Below are 13,592 nucleotides of genomic sequence, written 5' to 3' on the forward strand. Positions count from 1 at the left end.
ACTACTTGTGCGGTCGAGCACGATCTTGGCGCGCGGCGAGCGGCGCGTGGCGCGGGTATGACGAAGCCGGCCGGGGCCCTTTCGGGCCCCGGCCGGCTTATGTCGGATTGCGTACTCAGTTCGCCATCAGATCGGCGCCACGCCAGCTGAACTCCGGGTCCGTCGCGTACCGCACGGTGATCTTCACCAGATCCTCCGCGTACTTGTTCGCGTGGTGCCCACAGAACACCAGCTCACTCCCACCCGCGAGGGTGATCCGCAGCTTGCCGGCAGCATTGCAGCGGTCGCACCGTTCATCGGCGGCCGGGGGGCTCACCGTCTCGGGCGGCGGCGTGAGGGTCGGGGTCATCGCCTTCCTCCTCTGGTCGTCACCGATGAACACACTCTTCGGTCGTTGCTCACCTATCCTGCAACACCCTTGTCGGGCCTCGCCTTCCCTGTGTGCCCGCGGGGGACCGAGGTCACACATGGCTCCGACAGCGTGCCATGCACCAAGGGTGCCACGTCAACGATCACATTCCCGCAACCGAACGATCACCATGCGGCGTTGAGCGCCACGTGTTCAAAGCGACACTCTGGGTTGACCGGGTCTGGTCAGTCCAGGTAGTCCCGCAGGACCTGCGAACGCGACGGGTGACGCAGCTTGGACATCGTCTTCGACTCGATCTGCCGGATGCGTTCGCGGGTCACGCCGTACACCTGGCCGATCTCGTCAAGCGTGCGCGGCTGGCCGTCGGTCAGGCCGAAGCGCAGGCGGACCACGCCGGCCTCACGCTCGGACAGCGTCTGCAGCACCTGCTGGAGCTGGTCCTGCAGGAGCGAGAACGAGACCGCGTCGACCGCGACCACGGCCTCCGAGTCCTCGATGAAGTCACCGAGCTGGCTGTCACCCTCGTCGCCGATGGTCTGGTCGAGCGAGATGGGCTCCCGGGCGTACTGCTGGATCTCCAGCACCTTCTCCGGTGTGATGTCCATCTCCTTGGCCAGCTCCTCCGGAGTGGGCTCGCGGCCCAGGTCCTGGAGCAACTCACGCTGTATGCGGCCGAGCTTGTTGATGACCTCGACCATGTGCACCGGGATGCGGATGGTGCGGGCCTGGTCGGCCATGGCGCGGGTGATGGCCTGGCGGATCCACCAGGTGGCGTAGGTGGAGAACTTGTAGCCCTTGGTGTAGTCGAACTTCTCGACCGCGCGGATCAGGCCGAGGTTGCCCTCCTGGATCAGGTCGAGGAAGGCCATCCCGCGGCCGGTGTACCGCTTGGCGAGCGAGACCACGAGGCGCAGGTTCGCCTCGAGCAGGTGGTTCTTCGCCCGCTCGCCGTCCCGCGAGATCCACAGCAGGTCGCGCTGCATCTCGCGGTTCAGCTTCTCCTCGCCCTCGTCGGCCGCGCGCAGCCGCTCGGCGGCGTAGAGCCCGGCCTCGATCCGCTTGGCGAGCTCGACCTCCTGCTCGGCGTTGAGCAGCGGCACCTTGCCGATCTGCTTCAGGTACGCCCGGACGGAGTCGGCGGACGCGGTGAGCTCGGCGTCCCGGCGCGCCTGCTTGAGCGCCTCGGACTCCTCGTCGTCCCACTCGAAGTCGTTGTCGCTAGCGGAGTTCGCCGCGTCGGCCTCGGCGGCCTGGGTCAGCTCGGCCGGCTCCTCGACGACCACGTCCTCGATCTCGGCGGCGAGCTCCTCCGGGTCGATGTCGCCCTCGCCCTCGGTCTCGCCCTTGCCGGCGGCCTTGGCGGCCTTCGCCGGGCCGGTCGCCGCGGCCACCGTCGCCTTGGTGGCCCGGGTGGCCTTCTTCGCCGGCGCCGCGGCCTTGGCGGCCACCTCGGCGGTGGTGCCGGCCGCCTTGCGGGCGGTGGCCTTCCGCGGGGCGGGGGCCGGAGCCTCGTCGGCGGCGGGCGCCTGCTTCGGGGCGGGCGCGGCGGCCTTCTTGGTGGTCTTGGCGGTGGTGGCCCGGGACGCCGGGGTGGCCGAGCGGGCGGCCGCCACGCGGCGGCGCGGGGCGGTCGTGGCCGAGCCGTCGACCACGACGGTCACGCCCGCCTCGGAGAGCGCCCGGAGGATCTTCTTGGCCTGGGCCGGAGTCACCTCGGCGGACTCGACAGTGCGCGCGAGCTGGGCCGACGTGAGCTGACCGCCGGCGCTCTGCGCGTGTGCGATCAGGGTGTCGGTGAGCGAGCGAACGTCGGCGCCGGTCTGGCGGGGTTCTGTCACGAATGACCTTCCGGAGGCGAAGAGCGAGCACGGCCGGGTCGTCCGGCGCGAGGCGGAGCGCTTGTGCCGGGCGATGTCGTTGAGGGACCCCCGTGTCCCGGGCCGTCCGGTCGCTGGCGGTCCGTGGCGCGTGGGCAGGGTGAATTGTAACGCCGTCCACGGCGATCATCCGGCGGCGCACGGTGTACCGGCGATGAGACCGCCGATTCGGCGCAGATGTGGACTTTGTAAGGATGATACCCGCGCGTGGTCGGGACCACCCCGGTCGTGCGGGAAGGGGACGAGGATGGGGTCGGCGCCGGAGCCGCAGGAACTGCTGGAGATCGCCGTCACGGTGGCACGGGACGCCGCGGCGACCGCGTACCGGATGCGCACCGAGGGCGTCTCGGTGGCCGCGACCAAGAGCACCGCCACCGACGTGGTGACCGCGGCCGACCGGGCCGTGGAGCGGCAGGTGATCGAGGCCCTGCGCCGGCTGCGGCCGGGCGACGCGGTGCTCGGCGAGGAGTACGGCGGGGCGGACACCGGCCCGACCGGACCGGCCGGCGTGCGGTGGATCGTCGATCCCATCGACGGCACCGTCAACTACCTGTACGACATCCCGCACAGCGCGGTTTCGCTAGCTGCCGAGGTCGGCGGAGTGGTGGTGGCCGGGGTCGTGCGCAACGTCACGACCGGCGAGGAGTGGACGGCGACCGCCGGCGGCGGCGCCTGGCGCGACGGCCGACGGCTGCGCTGCTCCACCGAGACGGACCTCGGCCAGACGCTTGTGGCCACCGGTTTCGGCTACGACCCGAAGCGCCGCGCCCACCAGGCCCGGGTGGTGACCGAGCTGATCCCGCACGTCCGCGACATCCGCCGGCTCGGCGCGGCCTCCCTCGACCTCTGCTTCGCCGCCGAAGGGCGGGTGGACGCCTACTACGAGAAGGGTCTGGCCGCCTGGGACCTCGCCGCCGGTGGGCTGGTGGCCACCGAGGCCGGGCTGCGGGTCGGCGGGCTGGCGGGCGCGGAGCCCGGGCCCGACCTGGTCATCGCCGCGCCGCCGGCGCTCTTCGCGCCCCTGCACGACCGCCTGGCCGACCTGGACGCCTCCGGCGGCCCCTGACGTGCGGGACCGGTCGCCGGTGGCCGGTGCGGCGGCCGCTCAGTCCTGCGGCATCGGGCAGGAGCCGGGCGGCGCCACCGGCGAGCCGAGGTCGCCGAGGGACTGGTTGACCTCGGTGGTGGTGGCCAGCTGCTGGAAGGCGCCGCCGAGCACCACGTCGACCGTGTCGTCCTCGCGCTTGGGGTCGTACTCGGTCTCGGCGTTGTCCAGGAAGTACGCCCGCAGCAGGTGGGCCGACCCGACGCCCTTCGGGCCGTACCGCAGGACGGCGATGTCGTCGATCTGGTCCTTCTGGTTGCCGGTCTTCTTCACCTGGAACTTCCGGTTGCGGAAGTCGTCGGCGACCTTGTTGGCGAGGCCCGGCTGGTCGGTGCCGTTCAGGACGTTGATCTTCACTTCCTCCTGCTGGCGCAGCCGCACGTCGGCCCGCGGCCAGCCCTCCGGGCAACCGCCGCCGATCCCGGCCTCGCTCTGCGTGTCCCGCACCAGCGCGACGACGACGAAGACCAGCGCCAGCACCCCCAGCAGACCGACGATGACGAGTGCTCGCACTCGCGCAAAGCTCATCAGGGCGCTCCCGGACAGTGGTGGGTGGCGGTGGCCGGGGGCGGTCGGGCCGCCCCGCCGGCCGCCGAGTACGCCGCTGAGGTTAACGGTTGTCCGGCCGTGGCGTGGAAACAGCCGGACATGCCGGCGCGCCGACCGGGAACCGGGTAGTACTACCCCTATCTTCGTGTCGCCTGAGTCACATTGGGAACAACTTGCCGTGCGGGGGCGTACATCTCTGCCACGAGGGCGGTATACATGCCACGCCCAAAGGGGGGGTAAGGTACCGCGCTCGCCGGGGGAGTTCCTCTGGCGGCACCAACCCGACGCGTGTCGGGTCGGGTGACCGACACAAGTGGTGGCCGGCCAGCGGAACCGAAACAACGTCGTCCGGCGTTACAACCGGAAGCGACAACATCGACATGGGAGAGTGAAACCGATGGCCACCGACTACGACGCCCCGCGTCGCGACGAGGTCGACCTCGGCGAGGACAGCCTGGAAGAGCTGAAGGCCCGGCGCGTCGACTCACAGTCGGGCGCCGTGGACGTCGACGAGGCTGAGGTGGCGGAGAGCTTCGAGCTGCCCGGCGCCGACCTGGCCGACGAGGAGCTCACGGTCAAGGTTCTGCCGATGCAGCAGGACGAGTTCCGCTGCGCTCGCTGCTTCCTGGTGCACCACCGCAGCCAGCTGGCCGTCGAGCGCAACGGCGAGCTCATCTGCCGCGAGTGCGTCTGACCCGTACGCGACGACACCGGCGGCGGCTCCCTCACCGGGGCCGCCGCTCGTTCCGGTCACCCTGCGGGGAGACCGGGTAGCTGCTTGACTCGTCATGGACGGCCGTCAGGTCGGCGGTGCGTCCAGCGGGAGGTTCGGTGCCATGACCGAGCGGAACGAACGGGACGCCGCACGGGGCGCGGACGTGGCGCGCGCCACCGGCGTGCCGGCCGCGCCGAACGCCGCCGACGGTGCCGGGGCCGCGCCGAGCGCCGCCAGCGGCGATGCCGACGAGTTGGGTGCCACTGTCGCGGCGCTGACGGCCGACGACATCGCACCGGCCCGCCGGCGGCAACTGCTCGGCCGTCTGGTCGGCCAGGCCCGCGCGCGCGGCATCGGCGACCTGTTCAAACCCAGAGCGGCCGTACGCTGGATGGTCGACACAGTCGCCGAGGTCGCCCCGCACGTTCCGGTCCGGGACCGGGCCACGCTGCGCCGGCACTTCCCCGACCTGGACGGGGAGGCCCTGGCCGACCGCCTCGTCCGCAACGCGGCCCGGGCGACCGCGGGGGTGGGCGCCGCGGGCGGCGGCGTTGCCGCCGTCGAATGGGCGGTGACCCCGACCCTGCTCTCCGCGCCGGTGCTGCTGGCCGCCGAGACGGTCGCCGTCGTCGCGATCGAGCTGAAGCTGGCCGGCGAGCTGCACGAGGTGTACGGGGTGCCGCTGCCCGCCGGCGGGGCGCAGCGGTCGGTGGCGCTGGTCCAGTCCTGGGCCTCGCAACGGGGGATCAACCCGATGATGCCGGGTGTCGGGGTGAGCGCGGTGCTGGGCACCGCGGCCCGCCGGGAACTGCGGGACACCCTGCTCAAACGCTTCGGCCGCAACCTCACCACGCTGGGACCGTTCCTCACCGGCGCGGCGGTGGCGAGCTACCTCAACCGGCGGGCGACCCGGACGATGGCCGACACCCTGCGCGCCGACCTCCGGCGCCGCGGCCGGGATCTGCCCGGGCCGCCACCGGCGCTGCCGGCGGCGCCCTGAGCCGGACCGCCCGGTGCGGCTGCGCGGCGTCCGACCCCGGGGGGACGGGCGGGCGGCGCTGAGCCGGGCTCAGGCCCGCCCGGTCGGGCTGGTGCGGGCGGCGTCCCGGGCGGCGAGGAGAGCCTCGGCCAGCTCGACCGGCCGCCGCGCGCTCACCACCCAGAACGGGGTGGGATCGGCCGGGTCGTCGAGCACCACCTGGACGGCGCCTGGGATCCACGGCCGCTGCACCACGAACGCCAGCGGATCCGCGCCGACGCCGAGCACCTCGCGTCGGCCGGCGGCGTCCAGAGGGACGACGTCGGCGACGAACCGGGCCGGCAGCCGGGCGTCGTCCACCCGCAGCTCGCCGTCGCGGACCGCCACCCGGATCCGGCCCAGCCACCACAGGCCCGCCACGGTCGCCGGCAGCAGCACCGCGAACGGCAGCCACGCCCGGACGCCGGGCGCGCCCATCCAGACCTCGGTGGCGAGCAGGCCGGCGGCGACGAGCCCGCCCAGCCAGAGCCACCACGGCAGAGCCAGCCGTTCGGCGTACGAGGCGGCCGGCGACGCGGACGGGGACGGGGACACGCTCACGAGGTGAAGGGTACGGCGCACGACGGGCCGACGACCGGGCAGGATGGCAGGGTCACCGCAGGAACCGGACGGAAGAGGGGAACTGTGACCGACGTCGTACCCGTGCCCGTACGGCAGCTCGACCCCGGGCTGCCGCTGCCGGCGTACGCCCATCCCGGCGACGCCGGGGCGGACCTGGTCGCCGCCGCGGACGTCGAGCTGCCACCGGGCGGTCGTGCCCTGGTGCCGACCGGCGTGGCCGTCGCCCTGCCGGAGGGCTACGTGGGCCTCGTGCACCCCCGTTCGGGTCTGGCGGCCAGGCTCGGCGTGACCGTGCTCAACGCGCCCGGTACGGTCGACGCCGGCTACCGGGGTGAGATCCTGGTCAACCTGATCAACCATGATCGGGACACGCCGGCCCGGATCTCCCGGGGCGACCGCATCGCGCAACTGGTCGTGCAGCGGGTGGCGCGGGCGGAGTTCGAGCCGGTGGCGGAGCTGCCCACGTCCCGGCGGGGCACCGGCGGGCACGGGTCGACCGGCGGCCACGCCGGGCTGGTGCCGGCGCCGGCGGGCACGGACGGCCGGCGGCCGGCGCCGGAGGCGTCGTGACGGTGGTCCGGGCCGGAGGCCGGTGGCCGTCGGGCGCGCGGCGGGACGGAAGAGGTGGCAGGGTGAGTGCGAACAGCGGAGGGTGTACGCAGTGATCTTCTCCCGGAAGCGTGCCGATCGGCACGAGCGGACCGACGTCCGCGACGCCAACGAACTGGAGGCTCCGGTGACCCCGGAACCGCCGGCGCGCGGCCCCTACGACGCCAGTGAGGCCCCCGGCGGGGTGCAGCGGCTCGATCTGGGCAGCCTGCAGATCCCGGCGGTGCCCGACGTGGAGGTGCGGGTGCAGGCCGACCAGCAGGGCGTGATCCAGCAGGTCGTGCTGGTCCACGGGCAGAACGCGCTCCAGCTCGGCGTCTTCGCCGCCCCGCGCAGCGAGGGCATCTGGGACGAGGTGCGCGAGGAGATCCGCCAGTCCCTGTTCAGCGACGGCGCCGCCGCCCAGGAGGTCACCGGCGAGTACGGCACCGAGCTGCACGCCCGGGTCCGCACCCCGGACGGCCTCACCGACCTGCGGTTCGTCGGCATCGACGGGCCGCGCTGGATGGTCCGCGGCGTCTACCAGGGCGAGGCGGCGACCAACCCGGCCGCCGCCGGCCCGCTGGCCGTCTGCCTGGACGGCCTGGTCGTCGACCGGGGCCAGGAGGCCAAGCCGGTCCGCGAGCCGCTGCCGCTGCGCCTGCCCCGGGAGGTCGCCGACCAGGCCGGGCCGGGCGAGGGCGTTCCCGCCGCGCCCGGCGAGGCCTGACCGCTCGGCCGCCGCAGCCGGGGCCGGCCCTGTCGGCGTACGCTGGCGGAGCGGTCCCGGTGTCCAGCGGTGCCGCTCCACCGCCGGCCCACGCGGGCCGGCCGCCCGGAAGGTGACGCGGAGGTCATGTCGACCGACGAGCGGCGGGGAACGCTTCGGCGCGTGCTGCGGCGGCTCACCGCTACCGAGGCGGAGATCGAGGCGCAGGAGTTGCGCCGGGAGAGCGCCGAGCACGGGGGCGTCCCGGCACGGCAGTGCAGCCGCGGCGAGGTGGTCTCCGTCTCCGGCCGGCTCCGCACGGTGGTCTACACCCCGCGGACCAACCTGCCGACGCTGGAGGCGGACCTGTACGACGGCAGCGACGTGGTGACGCTGGTGTGGCTGGGCCGGCGGCACATCGCCGGCATCGAACCCGGGCGGCACCTGACCGCGCGCGGCCGGGTGGCCGTGCGGGACGACCGCAAGGTCATCTACAACCCGTACTACGAGTTGGAGCCGCCGAAGTGACCACCGGACAGCACCGCACCGCGCAGCCGGGCGCCGGCCCGGGCGAGGAGGAGCCGCTACCGACGATCGCCGAGCAGATGGCCGACCAGTTGGGCGGCTGGCGCGGGCTGCTGGAGTCCAGCATCCCGGTGGTCGTGTTCGTGGTGGCCAACATCATCGGCGACCTGCGTCCGGCGGTGATCGCCTCGGTGGGGGTGGCGGTGGCCATCGCCGTGCTGCGCCTGGCGCAGCGGCGGCCGATCCGGCACGCGGTGAACGGCCTGTTCGGCATCGCGATCGGCGCGGCGATCGCCTGGCGCACCGGCGACGAGCGCGACTTCTACCTGCCCGGCATCCTCTACGGCATCGGCTACGGGCTGGTGCTGCTGCTCTCGGCGGCCATCCGGCAGCCGCTGGTCGGCTGGATCTGGTCGGTTCTGGTGGCCAAGGGCGCCTCCGAGTGGCGCCAGGATCCACGGCTGGTGCGCACGTTCACCGGGCTCACCGTGCTGTGGGGCGTGGTCTGGCTGGCCAAGGTCGGCGTGCAGGCCGGGCTCTACCTCGCCGAGCAGGACACCGCACTCGGCATCGCCCGGCTCGTGCTGGGCTACCCCCCGTACGTGCTGCTGCTGCTGTTCACCGTCTGGACGGTGCGGCGGGTGACCCGGGAGGCGCCCCCGGCGCCGGCCGCCTGACGGTCGGCGCCTCGGTCAGCGCGCCTCGCGGGTACGCGCGACGCTGTCCGGACCCAGCACCACCGCGCGGACGGCGTCCTCCACCTCCGCCGTGCACACGAAGATCAGTTCGTCGCCCGCCTCCAGCGGGTCGTCCGGGCTGGGCGTCAGCACCCGCTTGCCGCGCAGGATCGCCACCAGCGCCGAGTCACGGGGCAGCGGCACCGAGCGCAGCGGTTCGCCGACGTACGGGGCGGTCGGCGGCAACGTGATCTCGACGAGGTTCGCCTCGCCCTGCCGGAAGGTCATCAGCCGGACCAGGTCGCCGACGGTGACGGCCTCCTCGACCAGGGCGGCCATCACCCGCGGCTTGCTGACCGCGACGTCCACGCCCCACTGCTCCGTGAAGAGCCACTCGTTCTCGGCGCGGTTGACCCGGGCGACCACCCGGGGTACCGCGAACTCGGTCTTGGCCAGCAGCGACACCACCAGGTTGACCTTGTCGTCGCCGGTGGCGGCGACCACCACGTCGCAGCCGGCGAGGTCGGCCTCCTCCAGGCTGGCCAGCTCGCAGGCGTCGGCCAGCACCCACTCCGCGTCCGGCACCCGGTCGGGCCGGAGCATCTTGGGCTGGCGCTCGATGAGCATCACCTGATGGCCGTTGTCGATCAGCTCCTGGGCGATGGAGCGGCCCACGTTCCCGGCGCCCGCGATGGTGACCCGCATGGTCACTGCCCCCCTTCCGGCGGCAGCGCCGCCACCGACGTGACCGCGTCGACGATGTCGTCGGTGACCAGCATGAAGATCTGGTCACCCTCCTGCACGACGGTGGAGCGGGTGGGCAGGGTGCCGATCCCGAACCGGATGAGGTACGCCACCCGGGCGGCGGTCGCCTCCTCCAGCGCCTGCGCCGAGCGCCCGATCCAGTCCTTGTGGACCGGCACCTCGACGATCGAGACGGTGCTCGTCGCGTCGCGGAACATCTCCACGTTGCCCTCGGGAACCAGGTGGCGCAGCATCCGGTCGGCGGTCCACCGCACGGTGGCGACGGTCGGGATGCCGAGCCGCTCGTAGACCTGGGCCCGACGCTGGTCGTAGATGCGGGCCGCGACCCGGGTGACACCGAAGGTCTCCCGGGCCAGCCGGGCCGAGATGATGTTGGAGTTGTCTCCGCTGGAGACGGCGGCGAAGGCGTCCGCCCGCTCGATGCCGGCCTGCCGCAGCACCTCGCCGTCGAACCCGGCGCCGGTCACCGTGATCCCGGCGAAGTCCGGGCCCAGCCGGCGGAAGGCGTCGGAGTCCTGGTCGATGACCGCGACCGAGTGCCCGCGGGCCTCCAGGCTGTGCGCGAGGGTCGAGCCGACCCGCCCACAGCCCATGATCACCACATGCACCGCGTCCTCCTCAGCGTCCGCGCCCGCGTCGACCGGTGACCCGTCGTCTGCGAGCCTGCCACGTTCCCGGCCCGGTCGCGGACCGACGGTACTCCGCCGGTACACCCTTCCGTGATCGGCCACCCCGGCGCGGGTGCCACCGCTGGTCGTACGCTTTGCGGTTGTGGCCAGACCCACCTCGCTGCTGAAGCGGCTGCTCGTCGGTCGACCGTTCCGGTCCGACCGGCTCCAGCACACCCTCCTGCCCAAGCGCATCGCCCTGCCCGTCTTCGCCTCCGACGCGCTCTCCAGCGTCGCGTACGCGCCCGACGAGATCCTGCTGATGCTGTCGATCGCCGGGGCCTCGGCGTTCGTGTTCTCGCCGTGGATCGCCCTGGCGGTCGTCGTGGTGATGCTGACCGTGGTGGCGAGCTACCGGCAGAACGTGCACGCCTACCCGTCGGGCGGCGGCGACTACGAGGTGGCCACGGTCAACCTGGGCCCGCGCGCCGGGGTGGGGGTGGCGAGCGCCCTCCTCGTCGACTACGTGCTGACGGTCGCCGTGTCGGTCTCCTCCGGGGTGGCGAACCTGGGCTCGGTGATCCCCTTCGTGGCCACCCACAAGGTGCTCATCGCGGTGATCGCGGTGGTCCTGCTCACCGCGGTCAACCTGCGCGGGCTCAAGGAGTCCGGCACCGCCTTCGCGATCCCCACGTACGGCTTCATGATCGTGATCATCGGCATGATCCTGACCGGCCTGGTCCGGGTCGTGCTGCTCGGCCAGGACCTGCGCGCCCCCAGCGCCGACCTGGTGATCGCCGCCGAGTGGAGCGACACCACCGGGTGGGCGATGGCGTTCCTGCTGCTGCGCAGCTTCTCCTCCGGCTGCGCCGCGCTCACCGGCGTGGAGGCGATCTCCAACGGCGTGCCGGCCTTCAAGGCGCCGAAGAGCCGCAACGCGGCCACCACGCTGCTGATGCTCGGCCTGGTGGCGGTGACCATGCTGTTCGGCATCGTCTGGCTGGCCCGGCTGACCGGCCTGCAGTTCGTGGAGGACCCGGCGCGCCAGATCGTCGCCGGCCCGGACGGCTACGTCCAGAAGACCGTCACCGCGCAGCTCGGCGAGACCGTCTTCGGCTCGGGCTCGGTGCTGCTGTTCGTGGTCGTCGGCGTCACCGCCCTGATCCTCTTCCTGGCCGCGAACACCGCGTTCAGCGGCTTCCCGGTGCTCGGGTCGATCCTCGCCCAGGACCGGTACCTGCCCCGGCAGCTGCACACCCGGGGAGACCGGCTCGCCTTCTCCAACGGCATCCTGTTCCTGGCCACCTTCGCGATCCTGTTGATCGTCGGCTTCCAGGCCGAGGTGACCAAGCTGATCCAGCTCTACATCGTCGGCGTCTTCGTCTCGTTCACGCTGTCCCAGGGCGGCATGATCCGGCACTGGAACCGGTACCTGAAGAAGGAGCGGGACCCGCAGGTGCGGCGCCGCATGATCCGCTCCCGGGCGATCAACGCCTTCGGCATGGCGATGACCGGCACCGTGCTGGTGATCGTGCTGGTCACCAAGTTCCTCCTCGGCGCGTGGATCGCGATCGTGGCGATGGGCGTGCTGTACGGGTTGATGCTGGCCATCCGCCGGCACTACGACCGGGTCGCCGTCGAGCTGACCCCGGACGAGGGCCGCCCGGTGCTGCCGGCCCGCAACCACGCGGTCGTCCTGGTCAGCAAGGTGCACCAGCCGACGCTGCGGGCGGTCGCGTACGCGCAGGCCACCCGGCCGGACAGCCTGACCGCGGTCACGGTCAACGTCGACGACAAGGACACCCGGCAGTTGCAGGCCGAGTGGGAGCGGCGGGACGTGCCGGTCCCGCTGACCGTGATCGACTCGCCGTACCGGGAGATCACCCGGCCGATCCTCAACTACGTGGCCGGCGTCCGCCGGGAGTCGCCCCGCGACGTGGTCACCGTCTTCATACCCGAGTACGTGGTCGGCCGCTGGTGGGAGAACCTGCTGCACAACCAGAGTGCGCTGCGGCTCAAGGGGCGGCTGCTCTTCGAGCCGGGCGTGATGGTGACGAGCGTGCCGTGGCAGCTCGCCTCGACCGCGAGCAAGGACCTGGACCGGCTGGACGAGACGCTCAGCCGCGGTCCGGCCCGCGGGCCGCGGGTGGCACCGCGCGGCACCCTGCCGCCGAGCGTCCCGCCGGTGGTCTCCGCGCCGCCGGGGGAGAGCGGGAGCGACCGGTGACCGGAGTCGACCGGGGGCTGGAGGAGGCCGAGCGGGTCGAGCTGACCGTCGGGGCGGTCGCCCCGGGCGGGCACTGCGTCGCCCGGGTGGACGGCCAGGTGGTCTTCGTCCGGCACGCGCTGCCCGGCGAGCGGGTGGTCGTCGAGGTCACCGAGGTGCACCGCGGGTTCGTCCGGGCCGACGCGGTGACGGTGCTGCAGGCGGCGCCGGAACGGGTGGAGCCGCCCTGCCCGTACGCGAAGCCGGGCCGTTGCGGCGGTTGCGACCTGCAGCACGTCACCCCCGAGGCGCAGCTCGACTGGAAGACGGCGGTGGTCCGCGAGCAGCTCACCCGGCTGGGCGGGCTGGCCGGCGTGGAGCTGGACGCGCTGGGCGTCCGGGTGGAGGCGCTGCCCGGCGGTTCACTGGGCTGGCGCTCCCGGGTGCGGTACGCGGTCGACGGCGCCGGCCGGGCCGGCCTGCTCAAGCACCGCTCGCACGAGGTGGTGCCGATCGACCGGTGCCGGATCGCCCACCCGGCGATCCAGGAGCTGCCGGTGCTCGCCCCGAGCGGAGCGCGGTGGCCGGATGCCGACGCCGTCGAGACGGTCGCCTCGACCGGTGGCGACGTCACGGTGACCGCCCTCGCCGACGGCGTGGCGCGGCCGGTGAGCGGCCCGCAGCGGGTCCGCGAGCGGGCCGCCGGGCGGCCGTGGACGCTGCCCGCGTCGTCGTTCTGGCAGGTGCATCCGGCGGCGGCGGACACTCTTGTCGAGGCCGTGCTGACGCAGCTCGAGCCGGCACCGGGCGAGACGGCCTGGGACCTGTACGGCGGGGCCGGTCTCTTCGCCGCCGCGCTTGCCGGTCGGGTGGGCGGCACCGGCCGGGTCACCCTGGTCGAGGCGGCCGAAGCGGGCGTCACCGCGGCCCGCGAGAACCTGCGTGACCTGCCCCGGGTCGGGATCGTCCCGGGCCGGGTGGAGACGGTGCTGGCCCGTCGGCGGGTCACCGGCCCGGTCGACGTGGTGGTGCTCGATCCGCCCCGCTCCGGCGCGGGCTCCGGGGTGGTGCGAGCGCTGGCCGCCGCCGGGCCGCGCGCGGTGTCGTACGTGGCCTGCGACCCGGCGGCGTTCGCCCGGGACGTGCGCACGTTCGCCGGCCTGGGCTGGCGGCTGGCGGCCCTGCGCGGGTTCGACCTGTTCCCGATGACGCAGCACGTGGAGCTGGTGGGACTGCTGCTGCCGCCCGATTGAGTGTTAAGAAGGGACCCTTCCGCTACCGCAGACGTTAAGAAGGGG

At 73.3% G+C, this 13,592-nt stretch carries 15 protein-coding genes; 9 read left to right on the forward strand and 6 right to left on the reverse strand.

Translation table 11 applies throughout. The annotated features are described in order from the left end of the window. Nucleotides 1-115 precede the first annotated feature (115 nt). The gene (locus ABTW87_RS07835) at nt 116-349 is read right to left on the reverse strand and encodes a DUF7455 domain-containing protein (RefSeq protein WP_073835435.1); all 234 of its coding nucleotides are present in this window, start codon (nt 347-349) and stop codon (nt 116-118) included. A 245-nt stretch (nt 350-594) separates the two neighbouring features. Continuing rightward, entirely contained in the window at nt 595-2,208 is a 1,614-nt protein-coding gene (locus ABTW87_RS07840; protein WP_350649601.1) for an RNA polymerase sigma factor, read from the reverse strand. Between the two features lie 286 nt (nt 2,209-2,494). Here ABTW87_RS07840 and ABTW87_RS07845 point away from each other — a divergent pair, with 286 nt between their 5' ends. Further along, nucleotides 2,495-3,313: an inositol monophosphatase family protein gene (locus tag ABTW87_RS07845; protein WP_350649603.1), complete on the forward strand. Its 819-nt coding sequence runs from the start codon at nt 2,495-2,497 to the stop codon at nt 3,311-3,313. A gap of 39 nt (nt 3,314-3,352) precedes the next feature. Here ABTW87_RS07845 and ABTW87_RS07850 read toward each other — a convergent pair whose 3' ends face one another. After that, a complete protein-coding gene (locus tag ABTW87_RS07850; RefSeq protein WP_350649865.1) occupies nt 3,353-3,865 on the reverse strand; it encodes a LytR C-terminal domain-containing protein in 513 nt (170 codons plus the stop codon). Between the two features lie 433 nt (nt 3,866-4,298). Here ABTW87_RS07850 and ABTW87_RS07855 point away from each other — a divergent pair, with 433 nt between their 5' ends. Then, nucleotides 4,299-4,595, forward strand: a complete 297-nt coding sequence (locus ABTW87_RS07855; protein WP_007075406.1) for a DUF4193 domain-containing protein — start codon at nt 4,299-4,301, stop codon at nt 4,593-4,595. Between the two features lie 142 nt (nt 4,596-4,737). Further along, on the forward strand, nt 4,738-5,616 hold the full coding sequence (locus ABTW87_RS07860) for a hypothetical protein (RefSeq protein WP_350649607.1): 879 nt from the start codon (nt 4,738-4,740) through the stop codon (nt 5,614-5,616). Between the two features lie 69 nt (nt 5,617-5,685). On the opposite strand, the gene ABTW87_RS07865 is transcribed toward ABTW87_RS07860, so the two are convergent. After that, nucleotides 5,686-6,189 (reverse strand): DUF3093 domain-containing protein, encoded by a 504-nt coding sequence (locus ABTW87_RS07865; protein ID WP_350649867.1) that lies wholly within the window; start codon nt 6,187-6,189, stop codon nt 5,686-5,688. A gap of 90 nt (nt 6,190-6,279) precedes the next feature. Between ABTW87_RS07865 and dut the strand changes: the two genes are divergently transcribed. From dut to ABTW87_RS07885, 4 genes are all read left to right on the forward strand, one after another. After that, nucleotides 6,280-6,786, forward strand: a complete 507-nt coding sequence (dut, locus tag ABTW87_RS07870; protein ID WP_350649609.1) for a dUTP diphosphatase — start codon at nt 6,280-6,282, stop codon at nt 6,784-6,786. Nucleotides 6,787-6,877: 91 nt separating this feature from the next. Further along, nucleotides 6,878-7,534 carry a DUF3710 domain-containing protein gene (locus ABTW87_RS07875; RefSeq protein ID WP_350649610.1) on the forward strand — a complete coding sequence of 219 codons (657 nt, stop codon included), beginning with the start codon at nt 6,878-6,880 and terminating at the stop codon, nt 7,532-7,534. Between the two features lie 126 nt (nt 7,535-7,660). Continuing rightward, a complete protein-coding gene (locus ABTW87_RS07880; RefSeq protein ID WP_350649611.1) occupies nt 7,661-8,041 on the forward strand; it encodes an OB-fold nucleic acid binding domain-containing protein in 381 nt (126 codons plus the stop codon). Further along, nucleotides 8,038-8,715, forward strand: a complete 678-nt coding sequence (locus tag ABTW87_RS07885) for a DUF3159 domain-containing protein (RefSeq protein ID WP_350649612.1) — start codon at nt 8,038-8,040, stop codon at nt 8,713-8,715. The genes ABTW87_RS07880 and ABTW87_RS07885 overlap by 4 nt, the downstream gene beginning before the upstream one ends. A 15-nt stretch (nt 8,716-8,730) precedes the next feature. On the opposite strand, the gene ABTW87_RS07890 is transcribed toward ABTW87_RS07885, so the two are convergent. Both ABTW87_RS07890 and ABTW87_RS07895 read right to left on the reverse strand, forming a co-directional pair. Next, nucleotides 8,731-9,420: a potassium channel family protein gene (locus ABTW87_RS07890; protein ID WP_350649613.1), complete on the reverse strand. Its 690-nt coding sequence runs from the start codon at nt 9,418-9,420 to the stop codon at nt 8,731-8,733. A gap of 2 nt (nt 9,421-9,422) precedes the next feature. After that, nucleotides 9,423-10,088 (reverse strand): potassium channel family protein, encoded by a 666-nt coding sequence (locus ABTW87_RS07895; protein WP_350649615.1) that lies wholly within the window; start codon nt 10,086-10,088, stop codon nt 9,423-9,425. A gap of 163 nt (nt 10,089-10,251) precedes the next feature. Between ABTW87_RS07895 and ABTW87_RS07900 the strand changes: the two genes are divergently transcribed. Both ABTW87_RS07900 and ABTW87_RS07905 read left to right on the forward strand, forming a co-directional pair. After that, entirely contained in the window at nt 10,252-12,315 is a 2,064-nt protein-coding gene (locus ABTW87_RS07900) for an APC family permease (RefSeq protein ID WP_350649617.1), read from the forward strand. Next, on the forward strand, nt 12,312-13,547 hold the full coding sequence (locus ABTW87_RS07905) for a class I SAM-dependent RNA methyltransferase (protein ID WP_350649619.1): 1,236 nt from the start codon (nt 12,312-12,314) through the stop codon (nt 13,545-13,547). Before ABTW87_RS07900 ends, ABTW87_RS07905 begins: the two co-directional genes overlap by 4 nt. Nucleotides 13,548-13,592: the final 45 nt, after the last annotated feature.

The organism is Micromonospora sp. NPDC126480 (genome assembly GCF_040302465.1).
GTDB lineage: Bacteria > Actinomycetota > Actinomycetes > Mycobacteriales > Micromonosporaceae > Micromonospora.